A 22,430-nucleotide genomic window follows, 5' to 3' on the forward strand; every position below is an offset into this window, starting at 1 on the left:
GTTTATTTGCCGTCGAATTGTCGGTTTGGGGGTGGTACTACCATTCCAAAGAATACCGAGAGGAGACATCCACCATCATGCGGACGGCGACGAAGGATCTGGCGGGCGACTTGCGGCAGCAACTGGCCGAACTGGTGCGCAGCCGGGTTCCGAACGCGCGGGCGGAGCGCTTCGTCAAGCGCTTCTACGCCAACGTGCCCCCGGACGACCTGCTGCGCGCCACACCGGAACAGCTCTACGGCGCGGCGCTGGCGATGTGGCAATGGGGGCAGCAGCGAGAGGCCGGCACGCCCAAGCTGCGGGTCTATACCCCGCGCCTGGACGAGCATGGCTGGCAATCCGAACGCTCGGTGGTGGAGATCGTCAACGACGACATGCCCTTCCTGGTCGATTCCGTGACGGCGGAGCTGAACCGGCAAGGCGTTACCGTCCATCTCGTCATCCATCCCGTCACCCGCGTCGTCCGCGACGCCGAGGGCCGCATCGCCGAGTTGCTGGAGCCGGGCGAGGAACGGGACGGCGCGCGCGACGAATCCTTCATGCACTGCTCGATCGACCCGCTGTCGGATCCCGACGCCCAGGCCCGGCTGCGCGAGGGGATCGAGCGGGTGCTGGCCGACGTCCGTGCCGCGGTGGAGGATTGGACGCCGATGCGCGAGCGTGTCCGCACCGCCCGCGACGGCATCGCCAACGCCCCGGACGCGGAGGAGTCGAAGGAGGCCGCCGATTTCCTGGGCTGGGTCGACGACGGCAACATGACACTGCTGGGCAGCCGCCAGTACATCGCCACCCTCGGCGACGGCGTCGGCGATCCCTGGCTGGAACTGGTCGAAGGCAGCGGGCTCGGCGTGCTGCGCGATCCGGAGATCACCGTGTTCGACGAGCATGGCCACGCCGCCGTGCTGCCCGCCGAGATCCGCGCCTTCCTGCACCAGCCGCGCGCCCTCCTGGTGACCAAGGGCACCCGGCAGGCCACCGTCCACCGCGCGGTGCCGCTCGACGCCATCCTGGTCAAGCGCTTCGACGACCGGGGCAAGGTGGTGGGGGGCACGCTGGCGGTCGGGCTGTTCACCTCGGTCGCTTACAACCGCAGCCCGCGCGAGATCCCGTTCCTGCGCCGCAAGGTCGCCCGCGTCATGGCGCGCGCCGGCTTCGACCCGCAAGGTCATGACGGCAAGGCGCTGCTGAATATCCTGGAAACCTTCCCGCGCGACGAGCTGTTCCAGACCCCGTCGGACGAGCTGTACGAGACCGCGCTCGGCATCCTGCACCTGCAGGAACGCCAGCGGCTCGCCCTGTTCATCCGCCGCGATCCATTCGAGCGCTTCGTCTCCGCCCTGGTCTTCGTGCCGCGAGACCGCTACGACACCGTGCTCCGCCGCAAGATCCAGGCGCTGCTCGAGTCCGCCTACCAGGGAGCCTGCGCCTCCAGCCACACCCAGCTGTCGGACAGCGCGCTCGCCCGCCTGCACCTGATGGTGAAGACCGAGCCGGGCAAGGTTCCCGTCGTAGACGTCGGCGAGATCGAGGCACGGCTGGTCCAGGCCTCCCGCAGCTGGGCCGACCGGCTGCGCGACGCGCTGGTCGAGGCCCATGGCGAGGAGATCGGCAACGCCCGCCTGCGCCGCTACGCCGACGCCTTCCCCGCCGGCTACCGCGAGACCTTCTCGGCGGAATCCGCGGTGCACGACATCAGCCAGATCGAACGCGCACTCACCGAACAGCGGCTGGGCATCGTGCTGTTCCACCCGCTGGAAGCCGATGGCGACGAACTGCATGTCAAGATCTACCACCAGGGCCGGCCGGTGCCGCTGTCCGACGTGCTGCCGATGCTGGAGCACATGGACCTGAAGGTCATCACCGAGCAGCCCTACGAGGTGCGCCCGGCCGGCGGTGCGCCGGCGGCCCCCCCGGTCTGGATCCACGACTTCGCCGCCCGCACCCAGACCGGCATGCCGGTCGACTGCGTCAAGGTCAAGCAGACCTTCCAGGATGCCTTCGCCGACATCTGGGACGGCCGGATGGAGGATGACGGCTTCAACCGGCTGGTGCTGCGCGCCGGGTTGACGGGTCGCGAGGTCACGGTGCTGCGCGCCTATGCGAAGTACCTGAAGCAGGCCCGTTTCACCTATGGCCAGGACACGCTCGAGGCGACGCTGGCCGCCCACCCGCAGACCGCGCGCCTGCTGGCCCGGCTGTTCGCCGCCCGCTTCGATCCGCAGGCCCGGTCCGCGCCAACGGACACGGAAAAGGGCGAGGCGCATATCCTGGAGCAGATCGAGGAAGCGCTGGACGCCGTCACCAACCTGGATGACGACCGCATCCTGCGCCGCTTCGCCAATCTGATCCGCGCCACGCTGCGCACCAACGCCTATCAGGCCGGTGCGGGCGGTGCACCGAAGCCGCATCTGTCCTTCAAGCTCGACAGCGGCTCGATCGATGAACTGCCGCTGCCGCGCCCGTGGGTCGAGGTCTTCGTCTACAGCCCGCGCATGGAAGGCGTCCATCTGCGCGGCGGCAAGGTCGCCCGCGGCGGCATCCGCTGGTCCGACCGGCGCGAGGATTTCCGCACCGAGATCCTCGGGCTGATGAAGGCGCAGATGGTGAAGAACACCGTCATCGTGCCGGTGGGCTCCAAGGGCGGCTTCGTCGTCAAGCGTCCGCCGGCGCCCGGCGCCGGACGCGAGGCGGCGCTGGCCGAAGGCATCGAGTGCTACAAGATCCTGATGCGCGGCCTGCTGGACATCACCGACAATTTCGCCGCCGATGGCTCGGTCGTGCCGCCGAAGGACGTGGTGCGCCACGACGCCGACGACCCCTATCTGGTGGTCGCCGCCGACAAGGGCACGGCCACCTTCTCCGACATCGCCAACGGGGTTTCGGTCGACCATGGCTTCTGGCTGGGCGACGCCTTCGCGTCGGGCGGTTCGGCCGGCTACGACCACAAGGCGATGGGCATCACCGCCCGCGGCGCCTGGGAATCGGTGAAGCGCCATTTCCGCGAGATGGGCACCGACATCCAGACCACAGACTTCACAGTCGTCGGCGTCGGCGACATGTCGGGCGACGTGTTCGGCAACGGCATGCTGCTGTCCCGCCACATCCGCCTGCTGGCCGCCTTCGACCACCGCCACATCTTCCTCGATCCCGATCCGGACGCCGAAGCCAGTTGGGAGGAGCGCAACCGGCTGTTCGCCCTGCCCCGCTCCTCCTGGGCGGATTACGACCGCAGCCGGATGTCGAGCGGCGCCATGATCATCGACCGCAGCGCCAAGACGGTGGAGTTGTCGGCCGAGGTCCGTGCCCGCTTCGGCATCGAGCAGGCCCATTTGTCACCGGCCGAGCTGATGCGCCGCCTGCTGACGGCGGAGGTCGACCTGCTGTGGTTCGGCGGCATCGGCACCTACATCAAGGCGTCGACCGAGACCAATGCCGAAGCCGGCGACAAGGCCAACGACGCGCTTCGCATCGACGGCGGCCAGATCCGCGCCAGGGTGGTCGGCGAAGGCGCCAACCTGGGCGTCACCCAGCGCGGCCGCATCGAGGCTGCCGGGAAAGGAGTGCGGCTGAACACCGATGCCATCGACAATTCGGCCGGCGTCGACACCTCCGACCATGAGGTGAACATCAAGATCCTGCTGGGCGACGTCATGGCGCGCGGCGACATGACGCTGAAGCAGCGCGACATGCTCTTGTCGGCGATGACCGACGAGGTGGCCGGTCTGGTGCTGGCCGACAACTACCGCCAGAGCCAGGCCCTGACCATCGCCGAGGCGCAAGGGGCGTCGCTGCTGGAGGCCCAGGCCCGCTTCATCCGCAACCTGGAAAAGACCGGCCGCCTGAACCGCGCCATCGAGTATCTGCCGACCGACGAGGAACTGGCCCAGCGCATGGCGGAACGCCGCGGTCTGACCCGGCCGGAGCTGGCGGTGCTGCTGGCCTACGCCAAGATCACGCTGTACGACGAGTTGCTGGCGTCGGAGCTGCCGGACGACCCGGCAACGGTCGAGGATCTGCTGCGCTACTTCCCGCAGCCGCTGCGCGAAGGCCAGCGCGAGGCGATCTTCCGCCACCGGCTGCGCCGCGAGATCGTGGCGACGGCGGTGACCAACAGCCTGGTCAACCGCGTCGGCCCGACCTTCGTCCGCGACATGGTGGAGAAGACCGGCCTGGGTCCGGCGGATGTCGCCCGCGCCTATGCCATCGCCCGCGACGTGTTCCAGCTGCGCCCGCTGTGGGACGCCATCGACGCGCTCGACACCGTCGTTCCGGCAGCGCTACAGACCGCGCTGATGCTGGAGACGGTCCATCTTATGGACCGGGCGGTCGCCTGGTTCCTGGCGCACAGCCCGCATCCGCTGGACATGGGCGGCGAATCCGCCGCCTTCCGTCCGGGGGTGGAGGCTCTGGCCGCCGGGTTGGACCGCTTCCTCGATGCCGAGGAATCCTCCCGCCTCGCCGCCCGCGTCGCCGACGCCATCGCCCAGGGCGTGCCGGAGGATCTGGCCCGCCGGATCGCGGCGTTGCCGGTGCTGGCCGCCGCCCCCGATCTGGTGCGGATCGCCGAACGCACCGGCCGCGCGGTCGAGGGTGTCGCCTCGGTCTATTTTGGGCTGGGCCGCCGCTTCGGCCTGGAATGGCTGCGCGACCGTGCCAGCGGCGCCAAGGTCGACAACCACTGGCAGCGCCAGGCGGTCGCCGCGATCGTCGACGACCTGTTCGCCCACCAGAGCGCGCTGACCGTGCGCGTTCTGGAAAGCGAGGGCGACGAGGCCGCCGCGGTCGATGCCTGGATCGCCAGCCGCAGCCTGGTGGTGGACCGGGTGGAACAGCTTCTGGCCGAGCTGCGCGCCCAGCCGGTGGTCGACCTCGCCATGCTGGCGGTCGCCAACCGGCAGCTGCGCGGCCTGATCGCCGGGTAACGGGATAGGAGACGGCTCGGTTCGGCCGGATCGGCCGCGCAGTTCGCGCGACCGATCCGCCGGAGCGTCGGCGCCTTCGCAAGGCACGTTCGGGCGCCGGCCTTCAGTCTCCTCGCCTCGGGCGGATCCGCTTGACCGCGGGTCCGCCCACTTTCTTTTTCGAAAGCAACCTTTGCGATTGCCGGATCGCTCCAGGACTCATCCCGTCAGCCGGCGACGGCCGGAAGGGCGATGCGGGCGCCCCGCACCTGCCGCGGGGTATGGCCGAAGCGCCGTTTGAAGGCGGTGGCGAAATTGGCCGGGCTGGAATAGCCGGCGAGATAGGCGGCCTCCATCACGCTGACGCCATCCCGTTCCAGCGCCGTCCGCGCCCGTTCCATCCGGCGCGCCCGTTCATACTCGAACACCGACATGCCATGGCCGGCGCGGAACAGCCGGTGCAGCGTGCTGACGCTCATCCCGGCATGGCGGGCGACCTCCTCCAGCCGCAGCGGCGCGTCGTCGTCGACATCGCGGCTTTCCAGATAGTCGCAGGCGATGCGCAGGCGGGCATGGTCGCGGGTGCTCAGCGTCTGCATGGCCGGCGTGTCCAGCATCCCCAGGGCGTCGGCGACGATCTCAAGGGCATGGCTTTCCAGATAGAGGCTTTCCAGCAAGGGCGTGCAGGTGGCCGGACCAGTCAGCCGTTCCGCCAGCGCGACCTGCCGTGGTGTCGGCCGCAACATCAGACTGGCACCATGCGACCGGCGGAGACGCTGCAAGCCCTTCTCTCCCGCCATACGGTCGTCGGCCGGACCGCCCGCGCCGTCGAACCAGTCCGGGGGCAGGCCCAGCGTGATCTTGCGCACCCAGTTGCCGCGCATCGCCCGCCGCTGGAACCAATCCTCTTCAGTGCGGGACAGCAGGAACAGGATCGGCTCTTGCGCGGCGGACAAGGCGTAGCGGCGCCGGCCGAGCGAGATGTCGACCTCCCCCCGCAGGAACAGCGCCACCGTCAGCCCCGGCCCGGCCACGGCCGCCGTCGTCATGTCGCGCAGGTCGACCGCATCGGTGGCGTGCAGCGACAGGCCGCTGCGCAGCATCTCCATGCGGAAGCGGCCGCGCAGGACGATGTCGTCGGGATCGAGCTCCGGCATGATCGCAGGAAGACTCTCACCGCCGCGGTTGCCCCGCACCACCAGATCCCGCCAGCGGAGCGGACTGTCGGGAACCGTCATTCCGGGCACCATCCCCTCGCCATCCGTCATCGGCCATCCCCGTCATCTGGCGATCCGGCAAAGAAGTTTGACCGGCGCGCAAAGGCATTGTCGGCGCAGCACGGGCTATACCAGCGTGAACAGCGTCCAGGACGCTGGACCAGATTTGCGAATGCGTCTCATTCTCCGATATCACGATGCCGGCCGGTGGTCCAGCGGGCGTGTGCCGGGGGTGGCGCGAAAGGATGGACCGCCGACCATGACCTGCCGATTCCGTCACCGGATCACCAGCACGACCGCCCTCATCACCCTGTCCCTGCTCGGCCTTTTCCCGGTTGCGCAGGCCGCCCCGGCCCTGGCGCACGACAAGGAGACCGCCCTCACCCTGCCCTCCGTCGCGGTGGAAGGCGAAGCACCCCGCCCGGTGGAGGCGGCGACCGTCATCGACCAGAAGGCGATCGACCGCGAGGTGCCGCAAAACCTGCGCGACCTGTTCCAGGGCGAGCCGAGCATCACCATCCCCGGCAGCAGCACCGCGGCACAGAAGATCTATCTGCACGGCATCGACCAGAGCAAGCTGAACGTCACCATCGACGGCGCCGCCCAGCGCGCCGGCATCTGGCACCACAACGGCAACCTGACGCTCGACCCCACCTTCCTGAAGTCGGTTGAGGTCGATCCCGGCGTGTCGCCGGCCGATGCCGGTCCGGGCGCACTCGGCGGTACAGTGGCCTTCAAGACCAAGAACGCCACCGACATGCTGCTGCCGGGACAGGAGGTCGGCGGCACCGCCATCCTCGGCTACGACACCAATTCCGAGACCTGGCGGACCACCGGCGCCGGCTATGCCGCCAAGCACGGCTTCGAGCTCCTGGGCATCGGCACCCTGTCGCGCGGCAGGAATTACGAGAACGGCAACGGCGTCACCGAAGCCGGCACCGGCACCGATCTGGTCAGCGGCCTGGGCAAGCTGGCCTATGAGTCCGACGGCGGCCATCGCCTGTCGGTGTCGGGCGAGCATGTGCGCGACGACGCGGTCCGCCGCCTGCGGTCCAACCTCGGCCTCGTCGGCGGGCCGACCGGTCCGCTGATGAACAGCAACACCGCGACCCGCACCACCGCCGTCGTCAGCTACGAGACCACGCAGCCGACCGACTGGTTCAACCCCGGCGTTACCTTCTCCTACACCCGCAACCGGCTGGAACGTCCGAACGAGAACCGCCGCACCACGGCGCACGGCGCCTTCGACAGCCAGGTCGACACCATCGGGCTGACGGTGAAGAACAGCTTCGCCATCCCGACCGGCACCCTGACCGCCGGCTTCGATCTCTCCCGCGACGACATCCACATTGACCGCTTCCACTTCACCACCGACGCGGACGAGCGGATCACCAATGTCGGCGGCTTCCTGCAGGCACGTCTGGCACCGCTGGAGCGGCTGCGCCTGTCGACCGGCGTCCGCCTGGACCACCAGAGTTACCGGTCGGTCGACAAGAAGACCTTTGAGAATACCGGCCTCAGCCCCAATCTGTCGGCCGACTACGGCCTGACCGACAGCCTGACCGCCTTCGGCGGCTACAGCTACAACTGGGGCGGGCTGGAGATGGCGGAGGCCGCGCTGTTCCATGCCGCCAACTACCGCTACTCCAGCGACCTGGAGCCGGTGACCGCCCACAACATGCGGGCCGGGCTGCGTTATGCCCACCAGGGCCTGCGGCTGGAGGCGGCGGCCTTCCTGACCTACATGGAAAACCCGGTCGCCTGGAACTACACCACCTACACCCGCGTCAACGGCGAGGATTTGCGCACCCGGGGCTTCGACCTCACCGTCGGCCATGACTGGAGCAATGCCGGCATCAACGCGAAATACACCCACACCGCCGTGACGTACGGCAACCGCATGGCGCTGTCGTCCGACTACAACACCGCGGTGCCGGTCGGCGACCTCTTCGCGCTGCGCGGCCATTACAGCTTCGAGGACCTGCGGCTGACGCTGGGCGCCTCGTCGGAGATCGCGCTGAAGATCGAGGACGACGCGCTCCGGGCCAACGGTTTCCGCTCCATCGACGGCTATCAGGTCGTCAATCTCTTCACCGAATGGAAGCCGATGGAAACGGCGCCCAACTGGACGCTGCGGGCCGAGGCCAACAACATCTTCGACGCCGCCTATGTCAGCCGCTCCAGCTACGGCCAGACTTCCACCGTACAGCCGGCATTGGCGGAAGGGCGGAGCGTCTACCTGACCTCGACCGTCAAATTCTGATCGGGATGGCGCCGACCGGACCGGAAACCATCATCAAGGGAGCGCAACGATGCTGACCGAAACGGCCACGGTTCCGACGGCCCTCGCCAGCCGATACCTGCAGCAGCTCTGCAAGCATTTCGCCCACAAGATCACGGTGCGCTACGACACCGCCAGCGGCGATGCGCAATTCCCGTGGGGAGCTTGCGCAATGACGGCGGCGGACGGCGCCCTGACCCTGCGTTGCGAGGCGGAGGATGCCGAGGCGCTGGCCCGGGTCAAGGCGGTGGTGGAGGACCATCTGGTCCGCTTCGCCTGGAAGGAGGGGCTGAAGCCGGACTGGACCCCGGTCGGCTGACCCGGCCAATCATTGTCGGTACGCTCCAGGCAGGCGGCATCCGGGTCGAAGCGGCGCGACAGCGCCTCGAACACGTAGCGGCTGAGCTGGGCATGCCAGTGCAGCATCTTCGGGAAGGCGTCGGGCGGCTGGGGAAAGGAGACGCGGATGGTCGGGTCGGTCATCGCGGCTCCTCCGCATCGGCTGCCGCCAGTGCAAGGATGCGGCTGGCGGCAAGGCTTGGATCGATGGCGGCGATGCAGTGCGCCTCCGCCGCGATGCAGGCGGTCGTGCAGGGCGGAACAGCCGCGGCCGGGCGCAGGACCAGCGCTCGCCCGTCCCGTCCCCCGGTCCAGGGCCGGAAACGCTCCGGCGCATGGATGTGGTTGGGGTCGCCGCCCTCGGGATGGCAGGAGAAGACCGCCACCGGCACACCAGCCGCTGCGGCCAGATGGGCGGGAGCGGAATCCATGGTGATCGCCAGCACCGCCTCGCCCATCGCCGCCGCAGCGACCCGCAGGCCGGTGGCGCCGGTCAGGTCGGTGATCCGGCCACGCAGCGCGGCGGCCAAAGCGATGGCGGCAGGCCCCTCCGCCAGGGTGCCAAGCACGGCGACCCGTGCGTCCAGCCCGGCCGCGACGGCGGCGATCACGGCGGTCAGCCGGTCGAGCGGATAGTCCCGCCGCGGGCTTGCAGCGCCGGGCGCCACGACGATCAGCGGACGGCCACCGGACGGGCCGAGCAGCCGGCGCGCCTGTTGGCGGTCCTCCGCCGTCAAACTCATTTCCAGCGGGCCGAGATCCGGACGGGCGCCGAGCGCCTCCAGCAGGGCGGCATTCTGTTCCACCTCGTGCCGGCCGGGCGGCGGGGCCAGCGCCAGGGTGAAGGCCCGGTCGAAACCGCGGTTGCCCTCGGCCTTCCAGGGCGTGACCGTCTCGGAGAAGCCGGCGACCACCCGTGCCCGGCTGTTGGCTGCGAGCGTCGTCGCCCCGTGCCGGTCGAAGTCGTAGCGCGGCACCAGCGCCAGATCGAAGCCGGCACGGTAACACTCCGCGAACAGGGCCAGCCCGCCGGGGGTGATGCCGCGGAAATCGAGGCCGCCGCCCTCCTTCGGCCGCGGCGCCACCACGCCGTCGACATGGCGGCAGGTCGCCGCCAGATCCGCCACCGCCTCGCGCACCGCCAGCAGGATGCGCGCCTGCGGGGCGGCGGCGCGCAGGCCGCGCAGGAAGGGGGTCGCCATCACGAAATCGCCGGCCTCGTCCAGCTTGACGACCAGGATGCTGCGGACGGCGGACAGGTCGCAGACGGTCATGCCCTCCCCTCCCCGTCCGGCGCCGTGACGTGGATGGCCGCCGGCGGCAGTCCGGCGCACCAGCGGCGCCAGGCGGTGCGATAGCCCGCCTCCACCGCGCGGGCGTAGCCGGCTTCGTCCATCAGGGCGGAGCGGCGCATCCGCTCGCGCAGGCCTTTGCGCTGTATCTCGAGGAAGCCGCGGTCGGTCGCCAGCCGGACGCCCATCGCCAGATAAGCGTCATCGTCCGGCGTCACCAGATCCCCCAGCCCTACGGCAGCGAGCAAGCTTGCCCCCCAACGGCCGATCTTGGTCGGTCCGGTCTGGTTCAGCACCGGCACGCCCATCCACAGCGCGTCGCAGATGGTGGTGCCGCCATTGGCGAAGACGGGATCCAATGCCACGTCGATGGCGGTGTAACCCTGGTAGGGATCGGGGGTTATGCCGCGCAGATCCAGCCGCTCCGCCGCGATGCCATGCGCGGCGAAGGCCGCCAGCAGGCGCCGGTCGGCTCCGCCGCCATTGCCCAGCCCCCGCCATTTCAGCACCAGCCTTGCGGTCGGAACGGCCGCCAGCAGCCGCGCCCACAGCGCGATGGTGGCGGCGTTGACCTTGGTGATGTTGTTGAAGGACCCGAAGGTGACATGGCCGTTGCGCGTCCAAGGCGGCCGCTCGGGCGGGGCGCAGGCCGACTCCGCCGGGCGGTAGCACAGCACGCAGCCAGGCAGCCGGATCAGCGATTCCACATGCAGCGCCTCCACCCCCGGCGGGGCGAGGCGGACATCGGCCAACTGGTAATCGACGGCGCTCAATCCCGTCGTGTTGGGATAGAGCGGCAGGCTGACCTGCAGCGGCGCCGGCCGCCGCGCCATCAGCGGCATGCGGTTTCGCGACATGTGGCCGCCGGCATCGACCAGGATGTCGATGCGGTCGTCCCGGATCCGGCGGTCGAGTTCCTCATCCGTCATCGCCGCAACGTCGCGCCAGCGGTCGGCCGCCGCCCGGAAACGGTCGGTGGTGGCATCGCGGCTGCGGTCGTTGTGGTAGCAGGTGACCTCCACCGCCGCGCGGTCGTGCCCCTCGACCAACGGCAGCAGGAAATGATAGCCCGGCCCCGGATAGCGCTGGAAATCGGGCGACAGATAGCCGATGCGCAGGCGCCGCTCCGGATCCCGGCTCTCCACCGCATGGGAGACGGCCGGCAGAGAGGGCAGATGCCGCTCGAAGCCGCGATGGTCGCGGAAGACGTCCGCCGGATCGGCGCCGTCGTCGAAACACAAGCAGAACAGCAGGTTGGACCGGATCGCCGCATCCCCGGGCGCCCGCTCCAGCGCGGCACGGAAGGCCGCCACCGCCTCGGCATGCAGGCCGAGCGCCATCCGGGCAACGCCGAGATTCGAATTGGCCAAAGCCTCCTGTCCCGGATCGGCGAGCCGCAGCGCCCGGTCGAGCGGCGGGATCGCCTCCTCCACTGCGTCGGCGTCGAGCCGATGGGTGCCGATGTTGACCCAGGCTGCGGCATCGTCCGGCCGCAGCACGAGCGCCCGGCGGTGCCAGGACAGCGCCGCATCCGGTTGCGCCGCAAGATGGAAGGCGGATCCGGCATTGGCGGCGAGCGCCGAATCCTCCGGCGCCACCCGAACCGCCCGCAGAACCGCCGGCGTCGCCCCCTCCAGCCCAAGCGTCGCCCGGGCCAGTCCCAACCCAGACAGCGCCAGTCCCGCGGACGGCGCCAGAGCCAGAATATGCCGGTAGCACCGCTCCGCCGCCGCCGCCCGCCCCTGGGCGTAGAGCCGGCCGGCGAGCGTCAGCAGCGCATCCTCCGCCATCGGGTCCAGCGCCGCCGCCCGAACCAGCCAGAGCGGACTGTCCGGCATCAGCGCCCCCAGGATCCGGGCCGCCGCCGTATGGCCGGGGACCAGCGCCAGCAGGCGGCGTGCCGCCGCCGTCGCGCCCGCCGGGTCGCCGATCCCGTGGCAGAGCTGCATGCGCTGCTCCAACGGTTCCACCATCTGCGGCGCCAGCGCGCACAACGCCTGAAAGGCCGCCGCCGCATCCTGCATCAGGCCGGCGTCGCGCAACGCCGCCCCCCGGTTGAAGGCCGCCAGGATCCGGTGCGGCTCCAGCGTCGCGGCGCGTCCGTACCAGGCGGCCGCCGGCAGGAACCGGTTGCCGTCGTACAAGGCGTCGCCCAGCGAGCCCGCGCTCTCGACATCCGCCGGCTCCAGCGCCATCGCCCGCAGCAGCGCCTGCGCCGCCGGGCCGTGCTGTCCCAGCCGCGTCCGCGCCGCCGACTCCATCCGCGGCAGCGTCGGGTCGAGCGGCGCCAGACGGGCGGCGGCGCGGAAGGCCGTCGCCGCCTCCTCCCACCGCTCCGCCGCGCCGAGAAGCCGGCCCAGATTGGCATGGAACAGCGGTTGCCGTGCGTCGGCCCTCACCGCCTGCCGGATCCGCTCGATCCCGTCCGCCAGCGCCCCGGTCTGCGCCTTGACCAGGCCAGACAGATGCAGGGCGTCCGCTTGCCTCGGCAAGCGTTTCAGCACCTGATCGTAGAGCGTCGCGGCCTCGGCCAGCTGCCCGCCCTGGTGAAGTGCGACCGCACGGGCCAGCAGGGCCTGCGCATCGGCCGTCCCGGCCGGGCGATGCGTCTGGCGATGGTTCGGTTTCATCCGCTGTCCGCATTCTTTGAGGGTCGGGCGGATAATGCTGGGCGGCCGCCGTCGATTGCAACAGCGGCGATTGCGCGCACGCGGCCAGCTCGCGCTGCCGGCCTGCCAATGCCGCTTCCCGGTCGCGGGTGCGACGGCGCTGCTCCTCCGTGCGGGCACGCAACAGCTCCTCCTGGCGCAGCCGGGCGGCCAGCCGCCGCAGATCGGCGGCGGCGCGGCTGTCCGCCGATGGTGACCGGCGGGCCAGAGCCTCGCGGAAATCGCCGAGCGTCGGAAAGCGGCTCCAACCGCTGCGGAAGCCGGCCCATACCTCGTCGAACGCCGCCATCCAGCGGTCGGCCGGCCAATCGGCCATCGCCCGCACATCCGCTTCCAGCAACTCGGCGTCCGGCAGATCCAGGGCGAAGCGGTCGGCGAGCTTTTCCAGCCCGGTCAGGACATTGTCCACCCCGATCGCGGGAGTCAGGACGCTGATGGCCTGCTCCACCCGGTCGGCAAGCGCCCCGATCTCGGCGGGCGACAGATCCTGCGTCTCGAACCTGAGGTCGGCCGCCTCAAGCCTGGCCAGCGAGGCGAAGGCGCAGGGCGGCGAGGGTCTCGCGGTTGCGGCCGGCGCCTTCGCCGGTGGACTGGGAATGTCCGGCACGCAAGGGGGCTGAACGGCGGTCATGGCGGGGCTCCCGGCGGTACTGGGGGACGGAGGGCGGCGCAGAGGACGAGATCGTGGGCGAAATCGCCGGCGGTTCGGCCGGCGCCACCAGCTCCCGCGAGATCCAGCGGCGCCATGCCGCTCCCGGATCCGGAGGCCGGTAGCCGTTGCGGCGGTGCGCCTTGCGACACCAGGCGACGAATTTCGCCGTCACCCGTCCTGCATCGACCTCCGGCCGTTCCCGAGCCGCCCAGGCGAGGTCCGATGGTTCCGGCTGCCAGTCGGCTGCCAGAGCGTCGTCGCTTCGGCTCGATCCCCCGTCCGATGGAGAGGAGGAGGATTCAGGATTCCAGGATTCCAAGGAAATGCCGGCCGGGTGACGGCTGCTGTCAGCCGGCTGACAGGAAATGCCGGCGGTTGCGCCGTCCATCCCAGCCAGCTGATAGGCGAAGCCGCGCAGGCCGCGGCGCGATCTGGCACAGACCAGTGCCGCTTCCGGTTCCTGCAGGCCCTTCAGCACGGCGTTGAACCACGCGCGGCTCTGCCCAAGCTCCTCGGCCAGTTCGCCTTGCGTGACGGTGCAGACACCGTCGGGGTCGGCGTGGGCGTAGAGCGCGGACAACACCGCGATATCGGCCGCCTGAATGCCGGGCATGGCAATCCAGCGCCTGTACATATCGATGTATGGCTTCATTGGGATACCCGTCTGTCGGTCGATCCGTGGACGGGCGAAGACAAAGGGAGAGCGTCGACGGACTCCATGGAATCCGCTTGGCTTTGTGGGCCTGCCCTGCCATCATGGAGTCGCCAAACAGCCAGATGTGGGGTGCCCGGGTTTCCCTCGGTCTCCTCCGTCCGACACGAAGGGCCCGGAGCAATCCGGGCCTTTTGTGTTTGCGGAGGCGGTTCCTCCGTTAAGTCATGGTGCGCTCCTTCAAGGCTGCACGAACCCGTGGCACCGGCCAGCAACTGGCATGGGCGCACGACGATGGCATGAGGGCGGTTTTCGCCCGTTTTTTGAAATGTGTACGTCGCGTTGCGCGTCTGTCCATGGTCTTGGGAAAACGGCGTTTCGGCGTCACTTCAAGGCGGGGCGGAGCGATTCTCCTGGAGGAATCAATAGCTTGGCTCTCCGAATGCCCGGCTCGCCGGTGCCGAGTGTCGCTGTTGTGCCGAAAGATTCGGATAGGAACGTCGCCGTTGTGCCGAAAGATTCTTTTGACTGGCGGCCTCAAGTCCAAGGATTGGCCTCGGCGAGTGTCGCCGTTATGCCGAATAATCCTGCCCTCCCCTCCCCCCACCAGCCGCGGAGCTGCCAGAATCGGCGGAGAATCGGGAGGGAATCGGCCCGACAGCCGATCTGCCGAATGTCGCCGTTCTGCCAGTCACAGGCACTATATGAAGCGTAATGGGGCCTAAGCTCTGTGGAGCGTCGGACAATATAATAGTAAAATCAATGGCTTGATTGGCGATCCTTCGTCCTCTTGCCTCTCCGCCGCGGCAGAACGGAGACGCTGCCCGCCCCTCCGGTCCGGATGACTCCCGGGCGGGAGCCGATCGCCCCGCAAACTGCGGCCACAAACAGAAAGCTGGCAGAACGGCGACATTCGGTCCGCGTTTTCCCGCCGGTTCCGGGAATCTTTCGGCAGAACGGCGACGTTTGAGCAGGAGCTGTGGAACAGGGTGGCAGGCTTGTGGATTATGGCTTTGATGGACCGCTTCACCATCCCATCGATCCCATTCCAGTTCGGACAGGAGCCGCGGAGAGACGGCATGACCCAGACCAACACCGCCGAGCTGCTCGACCGGCCGCTGCAATTGGCTCTGCGGCTGGATTCGCCGTTGACCGGCGACGTCCAGAACGACCGGCACATGATGGTCTACAGCCTGTTCGGCCTGTCGAAGGACAAGGCGGAATCGCTGCCGACCTATGATGACGGCAAGGTGCGGATCGAGGTGCGGGCGCCGAAGAATGTCGGCGTTGCGACGATCTGGGACAAGGCGGTGCTGCTCTACGCCATCTCGCTGCTGCGCGAGAAGATGGAACAGGGCAAGATTCCGGCCAAGCTGGGTGAACTGCATTTTACCACCAGCGACCTGCAGCGGATCGTCGGCAAGACCGCCGGCGGCAGCGCCTATGACAAGATCGAAGGGGCGCTGGAGCGCCTGCAGGGCACGCAGATCAAGACCAACCTGGAAACCGGCGGCGAGGGCGAGAGCGGCGCCTTCTCATGGATTTCCGACTACAAGCTGCTCTACCAGCGGAAGAAGGACGGCGAGCGGGCGGTGCGCGGGCTGAAGCTGACGCTGTCGGGCTGGGTCACCCGCGCGGCACTGGGCCACAATCTGCTGATCTACCATGACCAGTATTTCGCGCTGAAGCCGGTGGAGAAGCGGCTGTACGAGATCGCGCGGGCCCATCTGGCCCGCGGACATGCCTTCTGGATGGCGCTGGAACCGTTGCGCAAGCGCGTCGGCTCCGACAACGACCTGCGCAAGTTCAAGAACGCGCTGGGTCCCGTGCTGGCCGCCGACCGCATTCCCGGCTACGGCGTGCGCATCGTCGAGACGGCGGAATACAAGGAGACGATGAAATCCCGCGGTGCCGTGTTGGGACGTGTTCTGAACGCCGAGCTGCCGGTGCTGTTCTGGAAGAAGGACCAGGGCCAGCCGGAAAATTGGATCGACGCCCCGAAGGTGGAGTACGACGAGACCGTGTAGCGCCCCTGCCCCTTTGGCGGACACCCGTTCGGTAGACACCCGTTGCCGGAGTCGCGACAACTTGATAGGGTCGGCGCAACCGGTGACGGGGCAGGAGGACGGGGCGTGACAGGGGACCAGTTGAAGGCGTTGCGGGAACGGCGGGGCCTAACCCAGACGCAGATGGCGGCGTTCGTCAACGAACTGACCGGCCGCAAATACGACAAGCAGCGCCTGAGCAAATGGGAAACCGGCAAGGAGGCCCTGCCCCGCGATCTGTTGGGCCGGCTGCTGCTGCTGGATCTGGAACGGCCGGAAAGCCCCCTGCCCCGCCGCGGCACCACCGTCGCCGTCGGCCTGCAGAAGGGCGGCACCGCCAAGACCGCGACTTCGATCAACCTCGCCTTCATTCTGGCGCGTGCCGGCAACCGGGTGCTGCTGGTCGACGCCGACCCGCAGGGCAACGCCACCATCCATGTCGGCGTGCCGCAGACCGACATCGTGGCACTGACCGAGGCCGGCAAGGTCCTCTATCATGCACTGATGGGCAAGACGACGCTGGACGAGGTGATCCGTCCGACCAGTGTCGAGGGGCTGGACGTGGTGCCCTCCAGCATCGCGCTGGCGAGCGCCGATACCGAGCTGCCCGGCAACCTGACCAATGCACAGACGGCGCTGGCCGAGATCCTGGACGGGGTGAAGGCGCGCTACGACGTGATCGTCATCGACTGCGCCCCCAACCTGGGCGCGGTGACGATCAACGCGCTGACCGCGGCCGATTACGTGCTGGTGCCCTGCCAGGCCGAGCCGCACGCCATCCTGGGGGTCAGCGCCTTCCTCGACACCGTCGCCAAGATCCAGCGGCGGCTGAATCCGCGGCTGGAGGTCCTGGGCATCCTGCCGACCATGGTGAACCCGCGCCAGACCCAGGACCGGTCCTCGCTGGACGATATCCAGCGGCTGTGGGGTAACGACCGCCGCGTGTTCCCGCCGGTGCCGCGCGCGACGATCTACGCCCAGGCGGCCGGTGCCAATGTCATCACGCTGGATGCCGACATCGGCGCGCCGGGGGTGGAGAGCTATGCCGCCATCGCGTCCGCGCTGCTGACCGCCACGGGCCGACTGCAGGAGACCGTCGATGCCGCCTAAGAAGCTGACCCGCCAGACTGCCGCCACCGTGCTCCAGGCCAAGGAAGCCGGCTTCGCGGCTGAGACCGACCGCATGTTCGGGCTGAGCGGCGTGCTTCCCCGGCTGGTCGAGGTCGATCTCGACGTCATCGAGACCAATCCGGGACAGCCGCGCACGGTGTTCGACGACGAGTCCCTGCGGTCGCTGGCGGATTCAATCGCCCGTCACGGGTTGCAGCAGCCGGTGCTGGTGCAGGAGGGAACGGACAAGGGCCGTTACCGGCTGGTCGCCGGCGAGCGGCGGCTGCGTGCCCACCGGCTGCTCGGCCGCGGCACCATCGCCGCGATCATCACCAAGGGCCGCCCGGAAGAGATCGCGCTGATCGAGAATGTCCAGCGTGTCGACCTGGATGCCATCGACCTCGCCCGCGGCCTGTCCCAGCTGATCGAGGCGCATGGCTACACCCAGGCCGAGGTAGCAGCGGCGGTCGGTTGTTCGGAGGCGGAGGTGTCCAAGCGCCTGAAGGTGTTGCGCCTGCCCGACGATATCCTGGCCGATTACCGCGCCAACCCGGATGCGGTGTCGCGCTCCGCCCTGGTCGAGCTGGCTTTCGTCGAGGACGGGGCGGAGCTGCGCCGGCTGTGGCAGACCGCCCGCACCGGCGGGCTGACCGTCGGCGCGGTGCGGGCCGCCCGTCCGGCGGCATCCAGCTCGGCGGAGCCGCTGCGGGTGCTGGGCAAGGCGATCAACCGGATGGACAAGGATCTGGCGGCGATAGACGGCATCGCCGGGGCCCTGCAGCGCGAGCATCGCGAGCGGTTGCAGGCGTTGCGCGACCGCATCGACGCTCTGCTGAAGGCCTGAGGCTTTCGAACGCGAAAGCGCGCTGTGGTTGTTTTCACAGATCTCCTCTCCCAAGGGTTGCTTTCGAACGCGAAAGCCTCTCCCCGTCGGCCAGGGTGACCGCCTGCCCTGCCCCATGGTAAGGGTTGGGGGCAACAACATCGATGCTATGGGACGGCAATGCCGGCTGTGCGGAGACGACATTTCCTTGGCCTTCTCGGCGCCGCCGCATTGGCAGGCGCGGCGCCGCGGCCGGCCGGTGCCGCGGCCGGTGCCTTGCGCATCGGGCTCAAGTCCCTGCCCGCCCTCCTCAATCCGCTCTCCGTCAGCGATCTGGTGGCGCGGCAGGTGCTGGGCTCGATGTATGAGAGCCTGACCAGTGTCGATCCCCAGGGACGCATCCTGCCGGGCCTCGCCACCGCCTGGGAGGCGTCGGAGGATGCCCGGCGCTGGCGCTTGACCCTGCGCGAGGGCGCGACCTTCCACACCGGCCGGCCATTTGCCGCCCGTGACGTGAAACGCAGCTTCGAAGCCGCGCTGGCGACCGAGGGCGCCAACTTCGCGGTGCTGGCACTGGCCAAGGTCCGGGGCTTCCGCGAGGTCCGGGCCAAGACCGCCCGCGAACTGTCCGGCGTCGCCGTAATCGACGACCGCACCCTGGACGTCGTCTGCGACGAGCCCTGTGCCGTCTTCCCCTTTGCCCGCTTCAACATCGTCGATGTGGACGCGGTGGAGAAAGCCGGGCCCGATTGGTTCCGCACCATGTCGGCGGGCACCGGTCCCTATCGCCTCCTCCGCTCCAACGAGGGGATCCGCATCGATGTGGAGGCGAACCCCGCCTGGCGTGGCGGTGCGGTGCCGTTCGAGCGGGTGTCCTTCCTTGCCACCGGCATCGGCAATGACGGCATCACCCTGTTCAACGACAGCCAGGTCGATTTCACCTTCGTCGACACCGACGCGCTGCGCGGGGTGATGGACGATCCCGGCTTCAAGCGGTCGCTGTCCAACGTGCCGCGGATGCAGATGCGTGTGCTGGCTCTCGACCCGCGCCGGGTAAAGGCCTTCGCCGACCTGCGGGTGCGCCGGGCGATGTCGCTGCTGATCGATCGTCAGGCGATGGCCGAACGGTTCTTCCGCGGCGTGGCGACGGTCCACAATGGCGTGGTGCCGCCGGCGCTGCTGTCGAACGAACGGCTGGAGCCGTTGGCCTACGATCCGATGCTGGCAAAGCAGTTGCTTGAGGAGGCCGGCTATCCGGAAGGCCGCGGCATCGATCCCTTCACGGTGGCTGTCGTGCCGGAGTACCGGCGCGAGTTCGTCTACTATGTCTCGCAATGGAACAACGCCGGCATCCCGGCGAAGCTGGCGACGTCTCCGCGGCAGGAATTCATCGCCCGTTCCCGGCGCCGCGACTATGACGCCTTCCTGTTCGGCTGGACCGCGACCTACCCCGATCCGATGAATTTCCTGGACGAGCTGTTCACCAGCCGCAGCAGATTCAACCCGGTGGGTTGGACGAACGCGGAATTCGACGGCCTGATCGAACGGGCGATGGCCATCCCGGATCCGGACCGCCGGGCCGAGGTCTACAAGGACGCCGAGCACATCGTGATGACCGACATGCCGGTGATCCCGCTGGTGGTTCCGGACTATGTGGCTTTGCGCGGCAATGTCCTGAGCGACAACTTCATCACGCCGTTCGGCGGGCTGAACTTCGCCTGAGGCCGCCGCCGGCCGGCCAGGGGACCGTCGACGGGCAGGGTGGGGCGAGAGCCTGAAAAAAAGCCCCTGTCCGGCGAGGCGGACAGGGGCTTTTTTCCGAGCCTTCTCGGCGGCGCCTTAAGAGCGAGCTTCCCGCAGGCAGTCGGCGCCCTTCGCCTCGCGCAGGCAGTCCGCCGGCTTGGCTTCGCGGAGGCAGTCCGCGCCTGCTGCCTCGCGCAGGCAATCGGCGGTGGCGAACAGGCCGGTGCCGCCGGCGCGGGCGGCGGCCATGCGTTCGGCTGGGACGGTCGCGCCGTTGTGGTGAAGATACTCACCGTAGACCGCGTCGCAGAAGCGGGAATAGGCACGGGTGTCGGCAACGATGAATTCATGCCACAGCCCGTCGCAGGCGGCGGACTGCGGAACGATGTCGCGGTCGGGATGTTCGGCGCAGGCCAGCAGGAAAGCCTTCAACTGGGGCAGGGCGGCTTCGGAAGCTGCGCGGGGCATCCCCGCGGCGATGGCCCGCTCGACGACGTAGCCGAAGTCGAAACCGGCGATGATGTCGCGGGTTCGCGTGATATCGGTCGTAATGGCGCCGCGCATGGAATCCTCCAGGGTTGCATCCTCCGTACCCAAGGCTTGGCGGCTTGTGCTGTTCTTGGGCGATGTCCCAATGTTGTGTCACAGGGCGGGTGGCCGTGTGAGATCACTTTTGGTTCTAAGTCCTGGGTTAGAGGCGAACCCTGGTTACTTGGCCGGAGTATTAAGCGGAACGGCCTGCTCCACTGCCGTCTGTCCAGGCGGCACGTGTCCGGATGCCGCTTGCCGTGCGCCGGTCATCGCCGCCACCAGGGTCGTCAGCCTGTCGGGCAGGATCGGCTTGGCGGCGACCGTTACCCCCATCTCCGCCGCCCGGCGCGTCACCACGCCTTCCAGGCGGCCCGAAATCAGCACCGCCGGTATGCGCACGCCCAGCCGCTGCCAAATCTCGGCGATGAAATCGAGGCCGTTCTCGGTGGCGGACAGATGATAGTCGGCGATGATGGCGTCGGGCCGGACGGTGTCGTCCTCGACCGCGCGCAGCCCCTGGGCGACGGTGGCGGCGCTGACGACGCGATGGCCGGCCGTGGTCAGGAACATCGCAATGGCGGACAGCACGAAGCTGTCGTCGTCGATCACCAGGATGGTGATCCCGCTGCCGTTGGCTGCTGCGTCCGCCAATGTCGTCAGCGATGCGGTGCCGGTGTCCGTCGCGACCACTGTTTCGGCAACGGCAGCCGCATCGGGGGCTGCACCGCCTGCGGCATCGCTTGCGACACCCGGCGTGACATCGCTTGCAACATCGGGCGCCAGCGGCACCATGACCGAGAAGACCGACCCCTTGCCCAGCATCGAGCGCAGCTTCACCGGATGGTCCAGCACCGTGGCCAGCCGCTTGACGATCGACAGGCCGAGACCGATGCCGTTGTCACGGTTGCGCTCCGGGTTGCCGATCTGGTGGAACTCCTCCCAGATGGCGTCGAGCCGGTCTTCCGGGATGCCGATGCCGCTGTCGCGCACCTCGACGATCAGGGTGCCGCCCGATTCCAGGCAGGCGATCTGGATCTGGCCCGAGGGCGTATAGCGGATGGCGTTATCGATCAGGTTGCCCAGCAGGCGCAGCAGCAGCACGCGGTCGGTCACCACCGATGCGCGGGAATGCGGCACGCCGAAAGCCAGGCCCTTGGCGCGCGCCACCGGGCCGAACTGCGCCTCCAGCGCTTCGAGCAGATCGGCGATCTCATGGACGCCCATGTTGGCGGTGACGCCGCCGGCATCCAGCCGCGACACCTCCAGCAGGTCGTCCAGCAACTGCTTCAGGGTCATCACCACCTGTTCGATCTTGCGCGCCGAGTCCGCCACCGCCGGGGTCGGCGCGGTCGCGCGCAGCATGGCGGTCAGCATCAGCAGCGACTGGGCGGGCTGGCGCAGGTCGTGGCTGGCGGCGGCCATGAACTTGGCCTTCGAGGCCACCGCCTGTTCGGCCCGTTCCTTGGCGACGCGCAGGTCGATGGCGTTCTGCCGGAAGGTGCCGAGCGCCTTGGCCATGCGGCCGATCTCGTCGTCGCGGTGGCGCACCGGCACGTCGACCGTCACGTCGCCGGCGGCCAGATCGGCCATGGCGCGGGTCATGCCGGCGATGGGCAGCGTCATGCCGCGCGTCGCCCACACCACGCCCAGCACCACCAGCAGCAGCGTGAATGCACCGACTCCGGTCAGAACCAGGACATGATGGCGAATGGCCGCGTCGGTCGCGGCGGTGTCGAGCCTGACCAGCAGCGTGCCGATGTTGCGGACGGCACCGCCGCGGTCCTGATGGGTCAGCGGCACGGCGGCGGCGGTCGCGGCCGCATCGCCGATCGCCCCCGCCCCCGGCTTGCGGTAGGTGGCGAAACGCTCGCCATGGGTGCCGAGGATCACCGCTTCGGCGAAGCTGTCGATCGACCGCAGCGGGGTCAGCGCGGCCATCGCCTCCTCAGGATCGAGATCCCACAGGGCGCTGGAGACGCCGTCCAGGACGATCCTGGTCGCCATCTCCGCCCGGATGGCCAGCTCGGCCCGCGTGTTGCTGACATCGGCCTGGATCAGGACCGCCATGGGCACGGCGATCAGCACCGACACCAGCAGCACCGCCGATGCCGTCGTTCGGGCGACCAGGCTCCGCGAGAATACCTTCAACAGCATACCGACGCCTACGAGAGCATG

General features: G+C 68.9%; 13 protein-coding genes. 7 read left to right on the plus strand and 6 right to left on the minus strand.

From position 1 onward, the window contains the following. Positions 1 to 77 precede the first annotated feature (77 nt). A complete protein-coding gene (locus AL072_RS21705; RefSeq protein ID WP_052710246.1) occupies positions 78 to 4,922 on the plus strand; it encodes an NAD-glutamate dehydrogenase in 4,845 nt (1,614 codons plus the stop codon). Positions 4,923 to 5,128: 206 nt separating this feature from the next. Here AL072_RS21705 and AL072_RS21710 read toward each other — a convergent pair whose 3' ends face one another. Continuing rightward, on the minus strand, positions 5,129 to 6,139 hold the full coding sequence (locus tag AL072_RS21710; protein ID WP_045584653.1) for a helix-turn-helix transcriptional regulator: 1,011 nt from the start codon (positions 6,137 to 6,139) through the stop codon (positions 5,129 to 5,131). 238 nt (positions 6,140 to 6,377) lie between these two features. On the opposite strand from AL072_RS21710, the gene AL072_RS21715 reads away from it, so the two are divergent. Then, on the plus strand, positions 6,378 to 8,381 hold the full coding sequence (locus AL072_RS21715) for a TonB-dependent receptor domain-containing protein (RefSeq protein WP_045584277.1): 2,004 nt from the start codon (positions 6,378 to 6,380) through the stop codon (positions 8,379 to 8,381). Between the two features lie 49 nt (positions 8,382 to 8,430). Next, the gene (locus tag AL072_RS21720) at positions 8,431 to 8,718 is read left to right on the plus strand and encodes a DUF2218 domain-containing protein (RefSeq protein WP_045584278.1); all 288 of its coding nucleotides are present in this window, start codon (positions 8,431 to 8,433) and stop codon (positions 8,716 to 8,718) included. 160 nt (positions 8,719 to 8,878) lie between these two features. Here AL072_RS21720 and AL072_RS21725 read toward each other — a convergent pair whose 3' ends face one another. From AL072_RS21725 to AL072_RS21735, 3 genes are all read right to left on the minus strand, one after another. Next, entirely contained in the window at positions 8,879 to 10,012 is a 1,134-nt protein-coding gene (locus AL072_RS21725) for a glycosyltransferase family 9 protein (protein ID WP_045584279.1), read from the minus strand. Beyond that, a complete protein-coding gene (locus AL072_RS35705) occupies positions 10,009 to 12,660 on the minus strand; it encodes an O-linked N-acetylglucosamine transferase family protein (protein WP_052710248.1) in 2,652 nt (883 codons plus the stop codon). The genes AL072_RS21725 and AL072_RS35705 overlap by 4 nt, the downstream gene beginning before the upstream one ends. Before the next feature lie 554 nt (positions 12,661 to 13,214). Beyond that, complete coding sequence (locus AL072_RS21735; RefSeq protein ID WP_245636914.1) at positions 13,215 to 13,964, minus strand: helix-turn-helix domain-containing protein; 750 nt, start codon at positions 13,962 to 13,964, stop codon at positions 13,215 to 13,217. A gap of 1,118 nt (positions 13,965 to 15,082) precedes the next feature. Here AL072_RS21735 and AL072_RS21740 point away from each other — a divergent pair. The 4 genes from AL072_RS21740 to AL072_RS21755 all read left to right on the plus strand — a co-directional run bounded on the left by AL072_RS21740 (position 15,083) and on the right by AL072_RS21755 (position 19,703). After that, positions 15,083 to 16,030: a replication initiator protein A gene (locus AL072_RS21740; protein WP_045584655.1), complete on the plus strand. Its 948-nt coding sequence runs from the start codon at positions 15,083 to 15,085 to the stop codon at positions 16,028 to 16,030. A gap of 105 nt (positions 16,031 to 16,135) precedes the next feature. After that, positions 16,136 to 17,158, plus strand: a complete 1,023-nt coding sequence (locus AL072_RS21745) for an AAA family ATPase (RefSeq protein ID WP_045584281.1) — start codon at positions 16,136 to 16,138, stop codon at positions 17,156 to 17,158. After that, on the plus strand, positions 17,148 to 18,002 hold the full coding sequence (locus AL072_RS21750) for a ParB/RepB/Spo0J family partition protein (RefSeq protein ID WP_045584282.1): 855 nt from the start codon (positions 17,148 to 17,150) through the stop codon (positions 18,000 to 18,002). Before AL072_RS21745 ends, AL072_RS21750 begins: the two co-directional genes overlap by 11 nt. 255 nt (positions 18,003 to 18,257) lie before the next feature. Further along, complete coding sequence (locus AL072_RS21755; protein WP_245636915.1) at positions 18,258 to 19,703, plus strand: ABC transporter substrate-binding protein; 1,446 nt, start codon at positions 18,258 to 18,260, stop codon at positions 19,701 to 19,703. Positions 19,704 to 19,820: 117 nt separating this feature from the next. Here the strand turns inward: AL072_RS21755 and AL072_RS21760 are convergent, their stop codons facing one another. Together AL072_RS21760 and AL072_RS21765 are read right to left on the minus strand one after the other, a co-directional pair. Further along, on the minus strand, positions 19,821 to 20,288 hold the full coding sequence (locus AL072_RS21760) for a glycine-rich domain-containing protein (RefSeq protein WP_144428333.1): 468 nt from the start codon (positions 20,286 to 20,288) through the stop codon (positions 19,821 to 19,823). A 144-nt stretch (positions 20,289 to 20,432) separates the two neighbouring features. Next, entirely contained in the window at positions 20,433 to 22,409 is a 1,977-nt protein-coding gene (locus AL072_RS21765; RefSeq protein ID WP_082109188.1) for an ATP-binding response regulator, read from the minus strand. Between the last annotated feature and the right edge of the window lie 21 nt (positions 22,410 to 22,430).

This window comes from Azospirillum thiophilum (genome assembly GCF_001305595.1).
Classification (GTDB): Bacteria; Pseudomonadota; Alphaproteobacteria; order Azospirillales; family Azospirillaceae; genus Azospirillum; species Azospirillum thiophilum.